Below are 23,194 nucleotides of genomic sequence, written 5' to 3' on the forward strand. Positions count from 1 at the left end.
TTTTAATTTTTTTTGTTGCATTATCGTTAAAATTATATTTTTAGCACCCTTAAAAACAAAATTTAACTGTGGAAACGAAATCTATTGAACTCTTAAGAGAGATTAATGGGCAGATTGAGTTTTTAGAATCCGAATTTGATAACATTCTCCAAAAATCCGAAGAGATTATCAAGGTCATTCTCAAAACTCTAGAGCAGCTGAAAAAAATGATTATTAAACATAAATTTAAATCTAAGCATGAAGAAATTTTATTTTTTAAATCCATAAAACCGCAATTCACTTCCAAGCTATATTATCACATGGCAATTTATAGAATTGCCTCTCAAGCTCCAATTGGAGGTGCATCAATCCTCAAAAATTATTATGAAGCCGAACAGGCTAACATTAAAGATTTCTTTGATAAGAATTTAGATTTTTATCAATACTACCGTACGAATAGTACTTTTCTAGATGAGAAATATTTTATGCGAGGAAATGTAGATTTTAAAATTAACCTCAATAATTATTATTTCGAATTTGACCCAAAATTCTCCACAACCCAAGATTGCAAAGTCGCTTTAATCATGGCGAACGACCTTTTGTCTATTTACATAGATAAAAAGATTATAGAGCTTGAAAAAGCACTAAACGGGATTTATACAACCCAAACATCCAAACTCCAATGGACGGCCTCAAAAGTCGCCCTTATTGAACTCATCTACGCCCTCCAAACAGAAGGCGTTTTCAATAACGGAACTGCAAATGTAAAAGACATTGCAGACCAATTCCAAGAAACCTTCAATGTAGACTTAGGACAATACAGGCGTATGTTCCTAGACATAAGAACCCGAAAAGACGACAGAGCCAAATTTATCAATACCCTCAAAGATAAACTCTTGTTAAGAATGGAGGAAACAGACGAAAATTTCTAAAAAATCATTCACAACGCAGTCTCCGTTGTGAATAAATCTTACCAAAACAACACAATTTCGCCGTAAACAATTCCGGGGATGTATAATCATTGCCGGAATTCTAAACCAACTTAACCTTAACCTTAACCTTAACCTATTGAATTATGGCACTAGAAATTGTTACCAAAGAAGACCTTCAAGAGTTCAAAAATGATTTATTACAAGAACTCAAAAACTTACTGCTCCCAAAGTCAAACAACCAAAAACAATGGCTCAGAAGCGCAGATGTAAAAGTACTCCTCAAAATTTCCTCGGGAACTCTCCAAAACATGAGGATTAACGGCACTCTCCGTTACTCTAAAGTAGGTGGTACACTATACTACAACTATGAGGATATTGAAAAGCTTCTCCAATCCAAAAATTAAACTTCAGAGAAAAGAAATTCCACCCTTTAGGGTTGGGGATAGAATTTCTCCAGCCCATCATCCCACATCCAGCATTTAAAAAAATGAACTACATCCGCCATCTTACAGGATTTTACGAAAAAATCCACGAAGACTCACGCCTTAACCCCACGCACATCAGTTTATACCTTGCTTTATTTCAGTTCTGGAACCTCAACCACTTCCAGAACCCAATAAGCATTTCACGACATGAAATGATGAAGCTCAGCAAAATTGCAGCCTACGGAACTTATCACAAATGCATCAAAGACCTTCAAGATTTTGGATATATAGAATATTTACCCTCTTTCAATCCTTACAAAGGAAGCCTGGTACATTTATTCAATTTTGAAGATTTAGAAATGCAAAATTTGAACAGCTACCATGCTAAAAATCAAACAAGCTCTGCACAAGCAATAAACCAGCACCATATCAAAATCGATACAGGTATTAGACAAGCATTGGAGCCTTCTATAAACTATATAAACAATATAAACAATAAACATTGTATTACCACACCCGAGACCAGTTCAAATTTTAAACAAGCTTTTTTACCTGCAATTCCTTTCCAAGAAATTATCCCAAAATCATTATCTCAAAAAATTAAAGAAAAAGAAAAGTTGCGCGAAAAGAAAAAGAAAAGCGCACAGCTTTCGCCAAATCAATCTCCAAAAATCCCACCCACCTTTGCTGAGGTAAAACTTTTTTTCGAAGAAAAAGACACTCCGCTTTCAGAAGCCGAAAGATTTTTTGACCACTACGAATCCAACGGCTGGCTCGTGGGCGGTAAATCCAAAATGAAAAACTGGGAAGCAGCTGCACGCAATTGGCTCAAAAACTCCAAAAAATTCAATGATAATTTAAAACCACGTTGCCTGAGCGGAGCCGAAGGCAAACGCAACAATCTCCAAGCCACCACCAACAAAAGCTACAAAGAACCACTTTAACCACAACTTATGAACTTTCCTACACCACCCATAGAAACCCGTTATGATTATTACAAAATCATTCCAGAATTCAAAAAATTCGCTTCCCAGTACATCGGTAAAAACTACCTCATTCCAGACGAAGAAAAACCCATAGTCTTCGCCACCATTGCATGGATGCTCCAAGACGATTTAGTGGCCAAAGAAATGGACTTCGACCTCCAAAAAGGAATTCTCCTTTCTGGTCCTATTGGTTGCGGAAAAACCACCTTATTCAAGCTCATGCAAAAATTCATAGGAAACAAAAACAAATTCGGAATGGTCTCCACACGCCAAATCGTTTCAGAATTCATGCAGTCGGGCTACCAAATCCTAGAGAACTACTCCAAAGGAAACTTCGCCCACGATGCTCGAAAAGCCAAAGTTTATTGTTTTGATGACTTAGGCATTGAAACCTCATCGAAGTATTACGGAAACGACTGCAATGTAATGGCAGAAATCCTCCTCACCCGTTATGACCTGTTCAAAGAAAAAGGACTCATCACCCACCTCACCACCAATCTTTCTGCAGCAGAAATAGAATCCATCTACGGAAACAGGCTTCGCTCCCGAATGCGTGAAATGTTCAATCTTTTTGGCTACGACCAAAACTCCACCGACAAAAGAAAGTAATTTAATTAGTTTTATTTCAATTTATTGTAATTTATTGCAGATTTTACAGTTTGCCCCTTTTTAATAAGACTCGGTTTTGTTATATTTGAAATTTAATAACCATAAACTTTTTCTAAAGAATTATTTACTTAAAAATGACAAGCATAGCACAAAGAGCGGCATTACAAAATCAAATTTGGAAGATTGCCAACGACGTTAGAGGCTCAGTAGATGGGTGGGATTTCAAACAATTTGTTTTAGGAACTTTGTTTTATCGCTTCATTAGCGAAAACTTTACCAATTACATTGAAGCTGGAGACGAAAGCATAAATTATTCCCAATTATCCGATGAGGTCATCACACCCGAAATCAAAGATGACGCCATAAAAACAAAAGGCTACTTCATATATCCAAGCCAGCTTTTTGTGAACATTGCAAAAAATGCCAATAACAACCCCAATCTAAACACAGACCTAAAAGCCATTTTTGATGCCATAGAAAGTTCCGCCAATGGTTATCCTTCGGAAGAAGACATCAAAGGATTGTTTGCAGATTTTGATACCACAAGCTCAAGACTAGGCAACAATGTAGAAAATAAAAACGCTCGTTTAGCAGCAGTCATCAAAGGCGTGGAACAACTAGACTTTGGAAAATTTGAAGACAACCAAATAGACCTTTTTGGAGATGCTTACGAATTCCTTATCGGCAATTATGCAGCCAACGCTGGTAAATCTGGTGGTGAGTTTTTCACACCTCAACACGTTTCCAAACTCATTGCTCAACTGGCAATGCACGGACAAAAATCAGTCAATAAAATTTATGACCCTGCAGCAGGTTCTGGCTCATTGCTATTACAAGCCAAAAAACATTTTGACAACCATATCATAGAAGAAGGTTTCTATGGCCAAGAAGTAAATCATACCACCTACAACTTGGCGCGTATGAATATGTTTTTGCACAATATCAATTATGATAAGTTTCACATTGTTTTAGGAGATACACTCAGAGACCCTCAGTTAATGAACGAAAAACCGTTTGACGCCATTGTTTCTAATCCTCCATATTCTATACCTTGGATAGGGAGCGATGACCCTACCTTGATAAATGATGACCGTTTTGCTCCTGCAGGAGTTTTAGCTCCTAAGTCTAAAGCAGATTTTGCATTTGTATTACACGCCTTACATTACTTATCGAGTAAAGGAAGAGCAGCTATTGTTTGCTTCCCTGGTATATTTTACCGTAGCGGTGCAGAACAAAAAATTAGAAAATATTTGGTAGACAACAATTTTGTAGAAACTGTTATTGCTTTAGCGCCTAACTTATTCTACGGAACTACTATCGCCGTAAATATTCTCGTGCTTTCTAAACATAAAACAGATACTAAAACCCAGTTTATAGATGTTACAGGGGAAGATTTCTTTAGAAAGGTAACCAATAACAATTTGCTAGAAGACCAACATATCGACAAGATTATGGAAATGTTTGACAGCAAAGCTGAAGTCCCACACGTAGCCACCACTATTGACAATGCTAAAATTGCAGAAAACGACTACAACCTATCGGTAAGCTCGTATGTAGAAGCCAAAAATAAGCGTGAGAAAATTAATATTGAGGCGCTGAATAAACAAGTGGATGATACTGTTAAGAGAATTGACCAACTTCGTGCAGAGATAGATAACATCATTAAAGAATTGGAAGCATGAGTTTTTTAGATAAATTATTAGAAGGTGTTGAGGTGGAATGGAAGCCTTTGGGAGAGGTAGCAGAAATTAAAACTGGGCAGGCAGTTAGTAAGAATATGATTTCAGAAAATCAAGGAACATATCCTGTAATAAATAGTGGTCGTGAACCTCTTGGATTTATTAATATTTGGAATACAAATAATGATCCATTGGGTATAACATCACGCGGAGCTGGCGTAGGTTCAATTACTTGGCAAGAAGGTAAATATTTTCGAGGGAATTTAAATTATTCAATATCGATTAAAGATAAAAATCAATTGAATGTTAGATTCTTGTATCATTTACTAAATGAAATCCAAATGGAAATTCATTCTTTATGTACGTTTCAAGGTATACCAGCTTTGAACGCAAGTAACTTAAAACCACTTTTAATCCCCATTCCAACAATCGAAATCCAACAAAAAATAGTTGCAATTCTTGATACCTTCACCGAACTTACAGCAGAGCTTACATCAGAGCTTACATCAGAGCTTACAGCTAGAAAATCGCAATATACTTATTATAGAGAAAAGTTGCTATCTTTTGATGAAAATCAAGTGGAATGGAAAACATTGGGGGAGGTATTGACAATAAAAAATGGAAAAGATTATAAAAGTTTTAAGGTTGGTGATATTCCAGTCTATGGATCAGGTGGAGTTATGACTTATATTGATACTCCTATATTTGAAAAACCTTCAGTATTAATTCCAAGAAAAGGTTCACTTGGAAATTTATTTTATGTTGATTTTCCGTTTTGGACTGTAGATACATTATTTTGGACAGATATAAATATTACAGTTGTTTTACCTAAATATGTTTATTATTATCTTCAAACACAAAAATTAGCCGATTTGAATATGGCTGGAGGTGTTCCTAGTTTAACACAAACAATACTTAATAAAGTCAAAATCCCAATCCCACCACTTTCAGAACAAGAACGCATAGTTTCTATTTTAGATCAATTTGATACGCTCACCACTTCCATCACCGAAGGTTTAACCAAAGAAATAGAACTAAGAAAGAAACAGTACGAGTATTATAGAGATATGTTATTATCTTTCCCTAAAAATTAAAACCAATAACGACCATGTATAACACCATCGCAGAAACCAGCAATTTTATTGTTTTAGACCGTTATAATAAATATTCTTCACTGAATGAATCTCCAGCAGGTTTTCAGTCAGAATCTGCTTTAGAACGTGAGTTTATCCAAGATTTAATCAATCAAGGATATGAGAATCCTACTGGCCTTACCACAATACAAGCCATGTTGGCTAATGTAAGGGTGCAGTTACAGGCATTAAACAATATGGTTTTTACCGATGCAGAATGGGCTCGCTTTGTAGAAGAATACTTAGACAGACCCAGTGAAGGAATTGTAGACAAAACCAGAAAACTGCATGATAATTACATCTATGATTTTGTGTTTGATGATGGTCATATCCAAAATATTTACTTAGTAGACAAAAAAAATATTACAAGAAATAAACTACAAGTTATTTCACAGTTCGAACAAAAAGGTCGCCATGCCAATCGCTATGATGTTACCATTTTAGTCAATGGCTTGCCAATGGTTCAAGTAGAACTCAAAAAAAGAGGAGTTGCCATAAGAGAAGCTTTTAATCAAGTGCATAGATACAGCAAAGAAAGTTTCAATAGTGAGAATTCACTTTTTAAGTACCTGCAAATATTTGTTATTTCTAATGGTACAGACAGCCGTTATTTTGCCAATACGGTAAAACGTGATAAAAACAGTTTTGATTTTACCATGAACTGGGCTAAGGCAGATAATACCTTAATCAAAGACCTCAAAGATTTTACAGCCACTTTTTTTCAAAAACAAACGCTTTTAAATGTTTTGCTCACCTATTCGGTATTTGATGTAAGTGACACTTTGCTCATTATGAGACCCTACCAAATTGCAGCAACAGAAAGAATGTTATGGAAAATTAAAAGTTCTTTCGAAGCTAAAAAATGGTCTACCACAGAAGGAGGGGGCTACATTTGGCATACTACCGGTTCTGGTAAAACATTAACCAGTTTCAAAGCAGCTCGTTTAGCTACAAAACTAGATTTTATTGATAAAGTCTTCTTTGTAGTAGACCGCAAAGATTTAGACTTTCAGACCATGAAAGAATATCAGCGATTTTCTCCCGATAGTGTTAATGGGTCAGACAGCACTGCTGGTTTAAAACGAAATATTGAAAAAGACGACAATAAAATCATTGTTACCACCATTCAGAAACTCAACAACCTCATGAAAACCGAGAATGACTTGCCAATATATCAAAAGCAAGTGGTTTTCATTTTTGATGAAGCACACCGCTCTCAATTTGGGGAAGCACAAAAAAATCTGAAAAAGAAATTCAAGAAATTCTATCAGTTTGGCTTTACAGGAACTCCTATTTTTCCTCAGAATGCTTTAGGTGCAGAAACTACCGCTAGCGTTTTTGGTAGAGAATTACACTCTTACGTAATTACAGATGCCATAAGAGACGAAAAAGTGTTGAAATTCAAAGTAGATTACAATGATGTTAGACTTCAATTTAAGAGCATTGAAACAGAAATTGATGAGAAAAAATTAACAGCGGCAGAAAACCAAAAAGCTTTTTTACACCCTGCTCGTATCAGAGAAATTTCTCAATACATTTTACAAAATTATAAATTCAAAACCCACAGAACTCGTGGTGGCAATACTGGCTTCAATGCCATGTTTGCTGTAAACAGTGTAGATGCAGCCAAATTATACTACGAAGAACTGAACAAACAGCAAAAAAAAAGTGACAAACCTCTAAAAATAGCTACTATATTCTCTTTTGCAGCCAATGAAGAACAAAATGCCATCGGTGAAATTCCAGATGAAAACTTTGAACCTTCAGCTATGGATGCTACTGCCAAAGAATTTTTAACCAAAGCGATTGAGGATTATAATGCTATGTTCAGAACCAGCTTTGGGGTAGATAGTAAAGAATTTCAAAACTATTACCGTGACCTTGCCAAAAGGGTAAAAAACAAAGAAGTAGACCTCCTCATTGTAGTCGGTATGTTCTTAACGGGTTTTGATGCACCTACTCTTAATACTTTATTCGTAGACAAAAATCTACGTTATCATGGTTTAATGCAAGCGTTTTCGCGTACCAATCGTATTTATGATGCTACAAAAACTTTTGGCAATATTATCACTTTTAGAGATTTAGAATCAGACACCATAGATGCCATAACCTTATTTGGAGATAAAAACACCAAAAATGTAGTATTAGAAAAAAGCTACAAAGAGTATTTAGAAGGCTTTACAGATATTGCAAACGGCACGGCACGCAGAGGTTTTATTGAAATTGTAAAGGAGTTGAATGAAAAATTCCCAAACCCAGACGAAATCGTCACAGAGAAAGATAAAAAAGAATTCTCTAAACTATTTGGTGAGTATTTGCGTGTAGAAAACATCCTCCAGAATTATGATGAGTTTACCCATCTAAAAGCTTTACAAACAATAGACCTAAATGACGAAGAAGCGGTAAATGTTTTCAAAGAAACTTATTTTGTCACAGACCAGCAATTAGCAGAATTGCAAGAAATTAAGTTGTTACCAGAAAGAACCGTTCAAGATTACAGGTCTACTTATAATGACATTCGTGATTGGTTGCGAAGAGAAAAAAATGGCAAAGAAGCAGAAGAATCTCAAATAGATTGGGACGATGTAGTTTTTGAAATAGACCTATTAAAGTCTCAAGAAATAAACCTAGATTATATTCTAGAATTGATTTTTGAACACAATAAGAAAACCACAGACAAAGCAGCTTTAATAGAAGAAATCCGCAGAGTGATTCGTGCCAGCATTGGCAACAGGGCAAAAGAAAGTTTAGTGGTAGATTTCATTAATGATACAGAATTAGACTCTATTGAAGATAAGGCAGGAATAATTGATACATTTTTCAATTATGCACAGCGTAAACAGAAAGCAGAAGCTATCGAAATAATCACCGATGAAAATCTAAACGAAGAAGAAGCCAAACGTTACATCACCACTTCATTAAAAAGAGAATATGCCAGTGAAAATGGAACAGAGCTCAATGCACTATTGCCAAAAATGAGCCCTTTAAACCCACAATATTTAACCAAAAAACAAAACGTCTTCCAAAAAATATCTGCATTTGTAGAAAAATTCAAAGGCGTAGGTGGTCAAATTTAATATATTATTTATGGGTAGAGTTGCACTAAGTATTGATGATCAGATTAAAAGATTGGAAGAAAAAGGATTGGATTTATCTTGTTATGAAACTTCCAAATTGAAAGAAATCTTACTTGATATAGGTTACTATAGACTTGGTTTTTATACCTATTATTTCATGGACGATGAAAAAGAGAACTTCTTAAATGGAATTAAAATTTCTGAAATAATTGAATTGTATTATATGGATATTGATCTTAAGTACATTTTAATGAAGTATATTAATAGAATTGAAATTAATTTCAGAACTAAATTAATTTATTATCCGTCAATAATTAATAAGCAAGATCCTTTTTGGTTTGTTGATGAAGCTTTAATGAAAAAAGATTTTGTTGAAGACTTCAAAAAAAGGTATGATGACAATTTCAAAAGAGATAATTTAATGTTGAAAAAACATCACATAAATCATCCTGCTGATATTTACGCTCCAGCATGGAAAACATTTGAATATCTCTCCTTTGGATCCATTATTACTTTATTCGATGCAATAAAGGATTTAGAAATAAAAAACAGAATCTCAAAATTATATCAAGTAAATGATTTAGGTAAATTTATGAGATTAATACATGCGGTTAGACAAATTAGAAATATCTGTGCTCATAGCAATGTATTATTTGATTTTTCCTTACCACAGAGTTTAAGTTCGCATCCGAAAATAAATTACAATAATGGTGACCGAAACTCTTTAGATGCCTCATTAAAAGTTATTGCATTCTTTTTAGAATCAATTTCTATAAATCGATTAGCAGAGTTTAAATCTGAAATTTATTCTTTTTTTGAAAAACACAAAGTGAAGCCTCACTTATTAGAAATTATAAGAAATCATATAAAATATTTGGATTAATATTTGCTTTATATAAAAATCTTTGTAATTTTGCAACATAAAAGTGCCTCACTAGACATCGCGCTCTCTTGGTGCACTATAAAAAAATATTTGAGCCTGGTTTCCCAGGCTTTTTTATTTTTACACAGAAGTTTTCCAATACTAATTGGTTAAATTGTAAAATATCATATATTTGCATTAGAATTTAGCTGAAGAAATTCGGTTGTATTCTCCAAAGCTTAACAGGTAACTGTTAAGCTTTTTTTGTTGTAGGTTAAAAATTATTCTTCTTACATTTGAAATACAGAGTGACCAGTTCGGCTGCACACTGTGCCAATAGCCAGTTGATTTACTCAACTGGTTTTTTCAAAACCTCACCCCCTTAGCAATCAACCCATCCACCTGCAGCTTCACCCATTCTTTTGTCGGAGCTTCCAATTTTGCAATGGCGTAAGCACTTTGTAAATAATCAAAAACCTCATCATCATAGAGTGCAGAAAGAAAAACATACAAATTTTTCCTATCCCTGTTCTCAAAATAATCCTCATCAAAATTCACAATCGTATCTGCAGCATCTTCCCAACGCTCCTGAAAATAACCATCAAACTCAATTTGCTTTCTACAGTAATTTTTCGCCTTGTGTTTTTTAAGTATTTTGCTAATATTAAGACCTAAATATGTTCCTTTTTTTTAGAAACTCAGTATGGAAATATTGGTCGAATATTTTAGAATGATATTCTTTTAGAATAATTTGTACAGAATCGGTTACAGAAAAAATAGAAATTTTCAATAATAGTAATAGGTTATTTGTAATTTTATGTTAATCTTTTATAAATTAGCTAAAAAATTATTTCAATGATTTATCTTAAAATAAAAAAATATTGTTTTATTTTTTTTATTCTTGGAACTTTGTTTTCTTGTAAAAAAACTGATTCTCATCCTGATAATAATGAGCAACTTTTGCGAATATTAGATGATAAAATAAAGAACAAAAAATATTATGAAATTAAGAAAAAAAATCATATTCAAAAGTTAAAAAAAGAGGCTCTGCTATACAAAAATAATGATAGCATATCTTATCACCTTAATAATCTTATTGTAGAAGAATATCTAGGTTACCAATGTGATTCTGCATATATATATTCTGATAAGAATAAAGAAATAGCCAACAGAAGTAATAATGAAATTTGGTTATATAAAAATTTATTACAAAGATCAGTATTACTATCTACCACTGGGTTATTTGTGGAATCGAAAGAAATACTTGACAAGATTAATCCAGAGGTTCTTCCTAAACAGCTTCGTTTTTCATATAATTCTGCCTATGAATGCCTTTATTCTAATTTGCTCGACTATAGTGGAAGTGGTAGTAAATATAGTCATATTTATAAAAGTAAATTGACAGCTTATTATAATTCAGCATATAGAGCATTAAAACCAGGTGACCCATTTTATTATCTTTTTTTAAGCCATAAAAATAGGATTGATAATAATTGGAAACTTTCAGGTCAAAATATTGACGAATTTTTGAAAACTACAAAACCAGGGACTAGATTACATGCGATAGGGAGCTTTTGTAAAGCAGTTATAGATGCTAAACTAGGTAATATAGAATCTCAGGAAAGATGCTTGATATATTCTGCAATCTCTGATATAGAATCTTCTACTAAAGAAAATAGGTCTATGCAAGATTTGGCAAGTATTTTATATCAGAAAGGAGAAACTGACAGAGCATATAAATATATACAATCTTCTCTAGAAGATGCTAATTTTTATAATGCAAGGTTCAGAAATATACAAATAAGTAAAGTGCAGCCTATTATTGAAGAGACTTATCTTCAAACTATAAATACCCAAAATAAACAATTGAGATGGTCTATCTTTTTAATTAGTATTCTATTTGCAGGACTTGGTATTACAATGTATTTTATTTACAAACAACTTAAAATGATTGCTAAATCAAGAAATGAACTTTCTAAAACCAATTCTGTTTTAAAATCATTAAATAATAAATTAGATGAAGCCAATCATATAAAAGAGGAGTATATTGCATTTTTTATTAGACAAAACTCAAATTATTTAGAAAAATTTGAAAGATATAAAAAGCTAATTTCCATTAGATTATCCACAGGTCAGTTAGATAAATTATCAGCAATGGTCAATAATAAAAAAAATGAGGAAATGGATTTGAATGAATTATATCATAATTTTGACCAAGCATTTTTAAGAATATATCCAAATTTTGTAAATGAAGTAAACAAGCTTTTAAAAAAAGAAGAAGTGTATAACTTAAAAGAGGGAACTCTTAATACAGAGCTTAGAATTTTTGCTCTTATAAGACTTGGTATTAATGATACGAATCAAATCTCAGAGTTTTTAAGATATTCTTTACGAACAATTTACAATTATAGGAGTAAGGTAAAGGCTAAATCGGTGATTGAAAATGATGAATTTGAAGCTAAAATTATGCAAATAGGGTCTATTATTACGTCATAGCGTTTACTTTTTTATATAAAGGTTTATTTTTTAAGTAATTGATTTTCAGTATTTTTATTTATTTTTTTTTATAAATCATTTACCTAAAGCTTACAATTCTAAATTGTGAGCTTTTTTCTTGCTTTAAGGGAAATAAATTAGCAACATAAAATTAACAGATGTTAATACTATATTAACATACTAAAACTAATTCTTTCACATTATGAGAAATCATTATATTTTTAAAATCATTAGTTGTATTATTCTTTTTTTATTTTCAGCTAATCATTCTTACAAATCTCAAAATCCTTACAAAGCACCTCTCTATTGGAATCCTTATGAATATCATATTACGAGAGAAATGGCAGGTGTTCAGGATAATTATCTTAGTGAACAAGCGTTATCTGATAACATTAATTGGCTAGAGCAAAACCTAAAATCTTATGGATATAATATGGTTTGTATGGACGGATGGGGAGATACAAGTCAAATTAATGAAAATGGCTATAGGAAAAGTCATTCATCTCACTGGCAGCATGATTATGCTTGGTGGTCACAATATCTACAGAGTAAAGGTATGACGCTTGGTATGTATGAAAACCCTCTTTGGTTACATGTGGATGCTAATGATACTAACAAGAAAATTGTAGGAACTAATATTAACGTTTCATCTCTTCTTGATGCCAATGAAAATTCATTATGGTTCAAATGGGTGCAGGTGGATAGACAAGGAGCTGAAGAATATGTAAAAGGATATGTAAAATATTATGCTGATATGGGCATAAAATATTTGCGTGTAGATTTTCTTTCTTGGTTTGAGTCTGGATATGACAGAAATCTAGGAACAGTAGGCCCACAAAGAACAAAAGCTCAATATGAAAAAGCTTTAAGATGGATGCGTGAAGCCTGTGATGCAAACGGGGTGTATTTGAGCTTAGTAATGCCAAATCTTTTTAATACTGCGGAATTAGAAAAACAATATGGTCATCTTTTTAGAATTAATGAAGATGCAGGCGAAGGTACTTGGTATAAATTTAGTGATAAAGACAGAGGTCATCGTTTTAATACTTGGTCACAATATGCCAATGCTTTTGATGGATTTATCTATTGGTCTCAGGTAACGGGAAGTAATAAAGTTCAATTAGATGGAGACTTTCTTAGAATCAATACTTTTGCGAACGATACAGAAAAACGAAGTGTAATCTCATTGAATATTCTAGCTGGGGGACCTGTTACCATTGCAGACCAATATGATACCATCGGGAATGACCTTTGGTTATACCAAAATACAGAATTATTAGAACTGAATACTGCAAAATTTGTAGGAAAACCTTTAAGCAATGATCCGTCCAATTCTAATAGCCAAATATGGAGAGGTCAATTGAGTAATGGAGATTGGATTATTGGTTTTTTTAATAGAGAAAATACGCCACAAGTGCGTTCTATGGATTTTCTCAATCAGCTAGGTGTTTCTGGACAAGTGATGGTAAGAGATCTTTGGCAGCACTCTAATTTGGGTAAGATGAGTAATATTTCTCTAACAGTGCCTCCGCACGGATGTGTTGTCTTAAAGTTAACAAAAAATTCTTCAGAATCATGTAATAGCCAAACAATTACCTTTCCAGTTATTCAGAATAAAGATGCAAACGATTCTCCATTTTCTCCATCAGCGACATCTTCCGCTGGTCTGCCTATTATTTATGAAGTCAATGCGGGGCCGGCAAAAATTGTAAATAATCAAGTACAACTTACAGGGTACAATGGTACAGTCTCTTTACAAGCAAAACAAAATGGAGGTGACGGTTTCTGTGCAGCTATACCACAGCTTCAAAGCTTTAATGTAACTGGTGGGCACAATACACAAATGTATGTTGGTGGTACTTATAATAACTGGAACATGAAATCTATGATATTAGAAAATAATATTTGGAAACTCAAAAATCAAGTCTTTCTTGCTGGAAACTATGAATTAAAATTTGCGAACACAAACAACTTCACTGGTCAGGATTGGGGTAATTCTAATGGATTAAATGGAACGGCTCAACAAACAACAGGAGGAGGGGCTAATATCTTTTTTACCATAACCAATCCAGGAACTTATACCATAGATTTTAATGATATTACCCTACAATATAATATTACATTTACGCCGAATCATCAGCTTAATATGTATGTAGGTGGTAGTTTTAATAATTGGGGACTTCAGCAGATGACTCTTCAAAATGATGAATGGACTAAAAATAATATTCCTTTTTCAGTTGGGAATTACGAGCTAAAATTTGCTAATACATCTGATTGGTCAGGAAATGATTGGGGAGATGAAAATGGCCTTTCTGGTTTTGCAAAGTTAACTACTGGTGGTGGTGCAAATATCAAATTTAATATTGAAACTGCGGGTAACTATAATATTAAATTCAATGATATGACTTTGTATTATGAAATTTATGATGCTAGTATTCTTTCTGTTAATAATATTTTAAAGAAAGGGGTGCAGATATATCCTAATCCAGCAGAAAACAGCTTTTTTATTTTGTCTGAAAAAGATGCAGTAAAAAGATATGAAATTTATGATATGAGTGGGAGGATAATAAAATCTGAAAATACTATTTGCACAAAATGCGATATCAATATTTCAGGAATTGCAAAAGGTAATTATATACTGAATGTTTATTTCGGTAATCAAATCGTGGGGCAAAAATTAATTATAAAATAAAAATCTCTCATAAATGAAACTATACTATTTGAGTAGTACAATTGCAATTGCTGCTTTTTATCTTTCTGGAAGTTTGTATGCACAAAAATCTGATACATTGAAGGAAAAAAATATTGAAGAAGTAGTAGTAATTGGCTATGGAAAAGCAAAAGCAAAAGATTTAACAGGATCAGTTTCTGTAATTAATCTTAACAAAACAGGGAATCAACCAGTTGCCGATATTGGGCAAGCAATTCAAGGACGTGCATCAGGGGTAACTGTTATTAACTCAGGAGAACCTGGTAGTAACGTTACTTTCCGAATTCGTGGAACTGGAACTATACAGAATAACAATCCATTGATTGTGGTAGATGGGATGCCTTTAAATGGAGGCCTTAATCAGATTAATATGAGTGATGTAGAATCTATTAACATTCTAAAAGATGCTTCTTCTACCGCAATTTATGGTTCTAGAGGTGCTAATGGTGTTGTAATGATTACTACCAAAAGAGGTGCGAAAGGTGGTATTCTTAATTTTGATACTTTTACTGGAATTCAGAGTGTGAGTAATATGATTAAGGTTTTGGATGCTTCGCAGTATGCACAACTTAATAATGAAATGCTTGCAAATGGCGGTTTGACGCCAAATCCTGAGTTTGCAAATCCATCTTCTCTAGGTGTTGGTACCAATTGGTTAGGAGCACTTTTTAATCCATCAATTCTTTCTAGTTATTCGCTTTCTTATGGTGATAGGTCAGAGAAAAGTAATCTATATGTTTCTACTAGTTATTTTAATCAGAAGGGTGTTGTTCTTAATACTAATTATGACCGTTATATTGTTCAGATAAATGGGGATACAAAGCTAAAATCTTTCCTTAAGATAGGAAATAGTGTAAAATTACAACACGATATTAAGAAAAATGGCTCTTATGACATCAAAGGAACTATTCTTTCTCTTCCAACAAGACCAATTTATGATACTAATGGTAATTGGGCAGGACCAGGAAGTAACCCATTATTGTACGGAGATATAGATAATCCTATTGGTAAGGCTACAATTGTTGAAAACTCTACCAAAGGTTATAATATCCAAGGAAATATTTATGCAGAAGCAGAAATTATTAAAGATTTAAAATTCAAATCCTTAGGCGGTATTGAAACCAATATTTGGTATAATAGGACTTGGTCTCCTAAATACAGTTGGGGAGTAAAATCACAAGAGAATTCTTATTTATTTGAAGGTTCTAATAGAAGTATAACTTTGCTTTGGGACAATACTCTTACTTATGACAAGACAATTGGAAAGCATCACATCAATGCGGTAATAGGAAGCAGTGCGCAAAATAATAAATACAATTATTTGAGTGCATCGGTTCAAAAATTTGCTAGCGATAATACACAGCAAATTGATAATGGTATTTTACAACCTGTACAACACGGGAATGCTTCAGAATGGGCAATTATGTCATACTTGGGACGTGTGAACTATAATTTTGCAAATAAATACTATGTAACGGCTACTATACGTAGAGATGGATCTTCTAGATTCGGGATGGATAATAGATGGGGTTGGTTTCCTTCTGCTGCTTTGGCTTGGAGAATTTCTAATGAAAATTTCTTAAAAAATTCTAATGTAATTAATAATCTAAAACTAAGGTTAGGTTATGGTATTACAGGAAATCAAGAGATCGGTAACTATTCTTTTTCTTCTTCTTATAATACTTATCTGTACAATTTTAATAATTCTTATGTAAGTGCAGTTTTACCCACTGTTTTACCAAACCCAAATGTTAAGTGGGAAGGGCAGGAGCAATATAATGCTGGTTTTGATTTGGATCTTTTCAATAATAGAATCAGTTTAATTGTAGATGGCTATGTTAAAAATACTAATGATATGCTGGTTCCAATGTCTGTTCCCGTAACTTCTGGATATTCTGATGTTTACGTGCCTTCGATCAATGCCGGTAAAATTCAAAATAAAGGTTTTGAAGTTACTTTATCTACTAAAAATATCATCAAAAATGATTTTAAATGGTCTTCAGATGCTGTTTTTTCATATAATAAGAATAATGTAGAAAGCATTAATAGTGATACTCCTATCATTACGGCAAGTGGAGGTTTTAATAGTGCCATAGGTCTCATTAAGGCGGGTTATCCTGTAAATGTTTTCTACGGATATATTACTGATGGTATATTTCAGAATCAAGATGAGGTAGATCGTCATGCCGTTCAGATGCCTGGATCAAATTCAGCTACCAGTACTGCACCAGGAGATATTAGATTTAAAGATCTTAATAATGACGGTGTTATCAATGATAAAGATCGTACAGTAATTGGAAATCCTAACCCAAAATTTACCTTCTCTTTAAACAATACCTTCAATTATAAGAATTTTGATTTAACTATATTCTTACAAGGAAGTTATGGTAATGATATTTTCAACGCCAACAGAATGTACACAGAGGCAATGTCTATTATTCAAAACCAAAGTACAGCAGTTCTAGGCAGATGGACAGGCGAGGGAACAAGTAACAATATTCCGAGAGCAATTTATGGTGATCCTAACCAGAACTCAAGAGTGAGTGACAGATATATTGAGGATGGTTCTTACATAAAAATTAAAAATGTTAATTTAGGTTATACACTTCCAAAAACCGTATTCGGACAAAATTTTAATTCTGTTAAAATATTTGTTTCGGCACAAAACCTTGTCACTTGGACGAAATATTCGGGTTTTGACCCCGAAGTTCCAGTAAATGGGATAGATAATGGGACTTATCCTATTACAAGAACAGTTTCTTTAGGTTTAAATATAGGATTTTAAATAATAATTACAATGAAAAAGATAAAAATTGCATTATATGCATTACTTACACTTACTATGGTAAATTGTAGTGATGATTTTTTAGATAAAACACAGCCAGATACTATTAATACAGGTAATTATCCTAAGACAGGAGAAGAACTTATCACTTTAGTTAATGGTGCTTATCAACCATTACAACGCCCGAAGCTTTATAACATGAGAATGTGGACCAGTGATATTTTTGCAGGCAACAGTATTGTAGGTGCTGGTGGTGGAGATGATGGGTTGGAAACAACACAACTTTCTAATTTTGTTACAAGTACAGATAATCAAGGTGTTTTAGACCTATGGAGAGGTCCTTGGCCTGGTATTCTTTCTTCAAATATAATTATTAAAACCGCCCCTACTTTAAATATTGATGATACCCTTAGAAATAGATCTTTGGGAGAAGCATATTTTTTAAGAGCGCATTATTATTTTATTTTAGTAAGGTTTTTTGGTGATGTTCCCTTGGTTACTGAACCACAAGACGTAAATGGAGATTTGTATCCAGCAAGAGCTCCTAAAACGGAAATTTATAAATTAATTATTTCAGATTTAGAAAAGGCAATTCAATTTTTGCCTACCAAACAGCAATATGGCGATAGTGATAAAGGCAGAGCTAGTAAAGGTGCTGCTATTGGGGCATTAGCAAAAGTATATCTCACCCTAGGGCAATGGCAAAAGGTAGTAGACCTTACAACACAGCTAGAAGGTATGGGATATGCATTAAATACAGACTATTCTGATAATTTCAATATAAATAAAGAAAACTCTGTAGAGTCTCTTTTCGAGGTACAATATGCTTCTGATGGTGGTTATGATTTTTGGAGTAACGAGAATCAAGCTTCTTGGACAAGTACCTTTATGGGACCACGCGGAGCTAATTTTGTTGGTGGAGGTTGGGGCTGGAATCAGCCTACTCAAGAATTTGTAAATAGTTATGAAACAGGAGATAAGAGAAAAGAAAAAACTATTTTCTACGAAGGTTGCCCAAATTATGACGGCAAAGAATACAAAGCCAATTATTCTCTTACAGGATATAATGTTAAAAAATTTTTAGTGCCTTTATCAGCTTTTCCTTCATATGATAATAGTCCTCTTAATTTTCCAATTATGAGATATTCGGAAGTTTTATTGATGAAAGCAGAAGCTCTTAACGAACTAGGGCAAACTTCACTTGCAATCGTTCCATTGAATTTGGTGAGAGGAAGAGCTGGTTTAGCAGCTGTAACGTCAGGACTTTCACAAAGTGCTTTTCGTGATAAAGTATTGCATGAAAGAAGAATGGAATTGGCATTTGAGGGACAAAGATGGTTTGATCTAATTCGTGTAAATGATGGTCAGTACGGATTGAATTTTCTTCACTCTATAGGAAAAACTAATGCATCAACTAAGCACCTTCTTCTTCCTATTCCTCAGATAGAAAGAGACAGAAACCCTAACCTTACTCAAAATCCTGGATATTAAAAAACACTATTATGAAAACAATCAATCATATAAAAAACTGGAAAAAATCAATTTTTTGGATTATTCCTATGTTGTTGTTGGGTATTATAGCATGTAGAGAAGAACTTAATCAAGAATATTTTGAAACAAGTGAACTATCTGTAAAAACCTCAGAAATAACAAAACTTTTGCCCAATATGTACAATTCTAAATTTACATTTAGCTGGACTGCAGGCAATAATCAAGGAACTAACTCTGCCATTACATATAAACTTGAGTTAGATAAAAAAGAAAATAATTTTTCAAATCCTCAAACTTTTGAAATTGGCAAAAATATTTATTCTTATGATCTTCTTATAGGTGATCTTAATTCATTATTGATAAATAAATTTGGCGCAAATCCAGATAAATCTATTATAATGCAGGTTAGAATTACAGCTACTTTCGGAGATACTTCTGTAGAACCGCAGACTGCTATTACAGATTTTACACTTACTCCTTTTAAACCTTTTACAAGTACTTTATATATAGTGGGTGATGCAACTCCAAATGGATGGGATATCACCAAAGCAACAGCACTTACGAGGAGTTCTAGTAATCCTGCGGAATTTACCTACTACGGACAACTAAAGCAAGGGAATTTTAAATTTGCAGTAAATCAAAATAGCTGTTGGTGTCAAGATTTTTATAATAAAGATGCAAATGATGATACCAAAATAGTTTACAATGAAGGCGGAAATGGGGTAGATTTACAATGGACAATTGATAATGCGAGTTTATATAAAATTACAGTAAATCTAATTACACAAAGCATTAAAATTGAAAAAATGAACGGTCCCCAGTTTAATGATATTTGGATTGTAGGAGATGCCTCCCCAAGCGGATGGGATGTTAATAATCCAGTTCCTTTCAAACAAGATCTTACAAACCCTTTTATTTTTACTTTAGAATGTAGCCTTAATGAAGGAAATTTTAAACTTTTGACTGGTACAAAAGGTGATTGGTGTGGTGAATGGTATCGTCCTTTGGTAGATAATCAGGATTTATCTGCTACAGGTGTAGAGCAAAACTCAGGCTGTACAAATGATAACAAATGGAAAGTTACATCAGCAAGTGCAGGCAGATATAAAATAACGCTTAATACTGCTAGCAATAGTATAAAATTTGAGCCTGTAAATATCTATTTGATTGGTGATGCTACTCCTAACGGCTGGAATATGGGAAGTCTTACTCCTATGCAGAAAAATGGTAGCGTTTATACTTGGACAGGTCAACTCAATCCTGGAGAATTTAAGTTTACTAAATTCAATTCCAATTGGTGTGATGGAACTGAGATAATAGCCGCAACAGCTAATCAGAATATTGCTAATACAGCTTTTAAATTAAGAGATAATTGTCAAGGAGATGATAATAAATGGAAAGTTTCAGCTTCTGGTACCTATACTATAACCTTAAATTTAGATACTAATTCGCTTGAAATTAAGTAGTTTTTCACACTTTATCGCATGGCTATCTTAGCCATGTGATTTTTTTAAATTAAAATTTTGATAATAATCATTTTGAAAATTAAATCATGAACAAAAGGTTATTTTATATACTTATAATATCGTTGTTCTCTTCAAAAATGCTATTTGCAACCGAATGTACATCTTATACCAAGAAAGGAAACCAGGTGACATTCAATGGCAAAGATGGTTCTAAACTTTCTTTGACAATGAATAGCAATTCTGTTATAAAAATATGGTTCGATAAATCAGGGAAATTAACTCGAACCAATCCTTCTTTTGCTGTGGTTAATGAGAAACTTGAAAATATTGGAGATATCGGTGTTAATGAAGAATCCTCAGCATACGAAATTTTTACCTCAAAACTTCGTATAAGGATCAATAAAAATCCGATGCAGATTCAGATTTTTGATAAGTATCAGAAACTGATTTACAGCGATTTCAAAGACCAAGGGCACGTTTCCGATGCCAAAGGTGTAAAAGCCCGCAAGGTTCTTCGTAGTGATGAGCAGTTTTTCGGATTAGGTGAAAAAACTGGAACGCTTAACCGCAGAGGAAAAAATTACAAAATGTGGAATAGTGATCGCCCTTGTTATAGCGTTACCGAAGACCCGATTGCAAAGAGTATTCCGTTTTTTATGAGCAGTTACCGTTATGGAATTTTTCTGGATAATACTTATAAAACTGAATTCAAGTTTGGAACTGAATCGTCAGATTTTTACTCATTCGAAGCTCCAGATGGCGCATTTGTCTATTATTTTATTTATGGAAAAGATTACAAAGAGATTCAGCAGCAATACATTGCACTGACTGGACAGCCGATTATGCCTCCAAAATGGGCTTTGGGTTTTGCACAAAGTCGCGGACTTTATACAAAAGAGAATCAGGCATTAGAAGTTGCGGCAGAATTTCGTAAAAGAAAAATCCCGATTGATATTATTTATCAGGATATCGGTTGGACTCAAAACCTTCAAGATTTTGAATGGAGAAAAGGCAATTATACCAATCCAAAAGCAATGCTCAAAAAACTGAAGGATAATGGTTTTAAAATGATTGTTTCTCAAGATCCTGTTGTTTCTCAGAAGGATAATAAACAGTGGGCAGAAGCTGATAAGCTAGGGTATTTTGTGAAAGATGTCCGTACCAACAAGGCTTACGATATGCCGTGGCCGTGGGGCGGGAATTGTGGAGTAGTAGATTTTACCATTCCCGAAGTTGCCGACTGGTGGGGGAAATATCAACAAAAACCTATTGATGATGGAATCAGCGGTTTCTGGACAGATATGGGAGAACCTGCGTGGAGCAACGAAGAAGATATTGACCGCCTGAATATGAAACACCGCATCGGGATGCACGATGAAATTCACAATATTTATGGTTTGACTTGGGACAAAGTGGTAAAAGAACAATTTGAAAAAAGAAATCCTAATAAGCGTATTTTTCAGATGACACGTTCAGCTTATGCAGGATTGCAGCGTTATACATTTGGCTGGACTAATGATAGCGGAAGCGGAAGTGATGTTCTGGATGGCTGGGCGCAAATGGAAAATCAGGTAGCCGTTGGAATTTCAGCAGGTTTGGGTGGAATACCATTCTGGACAACCGATATTTCTGGCTATTGTGGTGATATTACAGATTATCCTGCAATGGCAGAACTCTATACTAGATGGATGCAGTTTGGTATATTTTGTCCATTAAGTAGAGCACATCATGAAGGAGATAATGCCGTAGAACCTTGGATGTTTGGCGAAGTGGCAGAAAAAAATACCAAAGCAGCGATAGAATTGAAATACCAGTTGTTCCCATATCTTTATACTTATTCTAGGAAAGCGCATGACATCGGATTGCCAATTACCAGAGGCCTTTTTATGGAATATCCTAATGATGCGGAAGCAGCAAAAATCGATAATCAGTTTATTTTTGGGGAAGAATTATTAGTAGCTCCTGTTCTCAAAAAAGGCGAACGTGTAAAACGAGTTTACCTTCCTGAAGGCGAATGGATCGATTTTAACGATAAAAAAACCGAATATCTGGGTGGCGAAAAATTGCCTTACAAAGCACCGCTCAATACCATTCCGATTTTTGTGAAAAAAGGATCGATTATTCCGATGATGCCCATTATGCAATATATTGGCGAGAAGAGAGATTATCCTGTAACATTCCATATTTTTCCCAATTATGAAGATGAAAAAGCAAGTTTCACATTGTATGAAGATGAGGGCGAAAATCAGGATTATCTCAAAGGTATTTTTTCATTAACATACATCGTTTGTACCACCGTCTCCAGTGGTTTTAATATCGATATTTCACCTGAGGATAAAGGTTTTCATCAATCTGATAAAAGAAATTTTGTACTTAGCATCCTAACGGATAAAAAACCAACTTCGGTTTCCATCAACGGAAATGCGGCAACATTGGTTCCGTTAGAAAAATTAAATATCGATAATGATTTCTCACAACAATGGAGCTGGGATGAAAACGGAAAAAAATTGCTATTGAAAACACCGGATCAAAGAAAGAAAATAAATATTAAAATAAATAATTAA

General features: G+C 33.6%; 14 protein-coding genes. All 14 read left to right on the forward strand.

The genetic code is table 11. The features are described 5' to 3' along the window. Nucleotides 1-68: 68 nt before the first annotated feature. The 14 genes from C3729_RS06825 (at nt 69) to C3729_RS06895 (ending at nt 23,194) form a co-directional block, all read left to right on the forward strand. Nucleotides 69-911 carry an RteC domain-containing protein gene (locus tag C3729_RS06825; protein WP_104793463.1) on the forward strand — a complete coding sequence of 281 codons (843 nt, stop codon included), beginning with the start codon at nt 69-71 and terminating at the stop codon, nt 909-911. A 143-nt stretch (nt 912-1,054) separates the two neighbouring features. Beyond that, the gene (locus C3729_RS06830; protein WP_104793464.1) at nt 1,055-1,315 is read left to right on the forward strand and encodes a helix-turn-helix domain-containing protein; all 261 of its coding nucleotides are present in this window, start codon (nt 1,055-1,057) and stop codon (nt 1,313-1,315) included. A gap of 83 nt (nt 1,316-1,398) precedes the next feature. Beyond that, nucleotides 1,399-2,280, forward strand: a complete 882-nt coding sequence (locus C3729_RS06835; RefSeq protein ID WP_104793465.1) for a transcriptional regulator — start codon at nt 1,399-1,401, stop codon at nt 2,278-2,280. A 9-nt stretch (nt 2,281-2,289) separates the two neighbouring features. Next, nucleotides 2,290-2,931, forward strand: coding sequence for an AAA family ATPase (locus tag C3729_RS06840; protein WP_104792564.1), 642 nt, complete (start codon nt 2,290-2,292; stop codon nt 2,929-2,931). 134 nt (nt 2,932-3,065) lie between these two features. Beyond that, nucleotides 3,066-4,613: a type I restriction-modification system subunit M gene (locus tag C3729_RS06845; RefSeq protein WP_104793466.1), complete on the forward strand. Its 1,548-nt coding sequence runs from the start codon at nt 3,066-3,068 to the stop codon at nt 4,611-4,613. After that, the gene (locus tag C3729_RS06850; protein ID WP_165785738.1) at nt 4,610-5,704 is read left to right on the forward strand and encodes a restriction endonuclease subunit S; all 1,095 of its coding nucleotides are present in this window, start codon (nt 4,610-4,612) and stop codon (nt 5,702-5,704) included. Before C3729_RS06845 ends, C3729_RS06850 begins: the two co-directional genes overlap by 4 nt. A 14-nt stretch (nt 5,705-5,718) precedes the next feature. After that, nucleotides 5,719-8,820, forward strand: a complete 3,102-nt coding sequence (locus C3729_RS06855) for a type I restriction endonuclease subunit R (RefSeq protein WP_104793468.1) — start codon at nt 5,719-5,721, stop codon at nt 8,818-8,820. Between the two features lie 10 nt (nt 8,821-8,830). Continuing rightward, a complete protein-coding gene (locus C3729_RS06860; RefSeq protein ID WP_133159950.1) occupies nt 8,831-9,703 on the forward strand; it encodes an Abi family protein in 873 nt (290 codons plus the stop codon). A gap of 834 nt (nt 9,704-10,537) precedes the next feature. Then, a complete protein-coding gene (locus tag C3729_RS06870; protein ID WP_104793471.1) occupies nt 10,538-12,178 on the forward strand; it encodes a DUF6377 domain-containing protein in 1,641 nt (546 codons plus the stop codon). 202 nt (nt 12,179-12,380) lie between these two features. Next, a complete protein-coding gene (locus tag C3729_RS06875; RefSeq protein ID WP_104793472.1) occupies nt 12,381-14,870 on the forward strand; it encodes a T9SS type A sorting domain-containing protein in 2,490 nt (829 codons plus the stop codon). 13 nt (nt 14,871-14,883) lie between these two features. Next, nucleotides 14,884-17,673 (forward strand): SusC/RagA family TonB-linked outer membrane protein, encoded by a 2,790-nt coding sequence (locus C3729_RS06880; RefSeq protein ID WP_104793473.1) that lies wholly within the window; start codon nt 14,884-14,886, stop codon nt 17,671-17,673. A 12-nt stretch (nt 17,674-17,685) separates the two neighbouring features. Further along, nucleotides 17,686-19,164, forward strand: coding sequence for a RagB/SusD family nutrient uptake outer membrane protein (locus C3729_RS06885; protein ID WP_104793474.1), 1,479 nt, complete (start codon nt 17,686-17,688; stop codon nt 19,162-19,164). A gap of 68 nt (nt 19,165-19,232) precedes the next feature. Next, the gene (locus C3729_RS06890; protein WP_165785740.1) at nt 19,233-20,630 is read left to right on the forward strand and encodes a SusF/SusE family outer membrane protein; all 1,398 of its coding nucleotides are present in this window, start codon (nt 19,233-19,235) and stop codon (nt 20,628-20,630) included. A gap of 137 nt (nt 20,631-20,767) precedes the next feature. After that, nucleotides 20,768-23,194 (forward strand): glycoside hydrolase family 31 protein, encoded by a 2,427-nt coding sequence (locus C3729_RS06895; RefSeq protein WP_260204485.1) that lies wholly within the window; start codon nt 20,768-20,770, stop codon nt 23,192-23,194.

Origin of the sequence: Cloacibacterium normanense (genome assembly GCF_002943105.1) — a bacterium.
GTDB lineage: Bacteria > Bacteroidota > Bacteroidia > Flavobacteriales > Weeksellaceae > Cloacibacterium.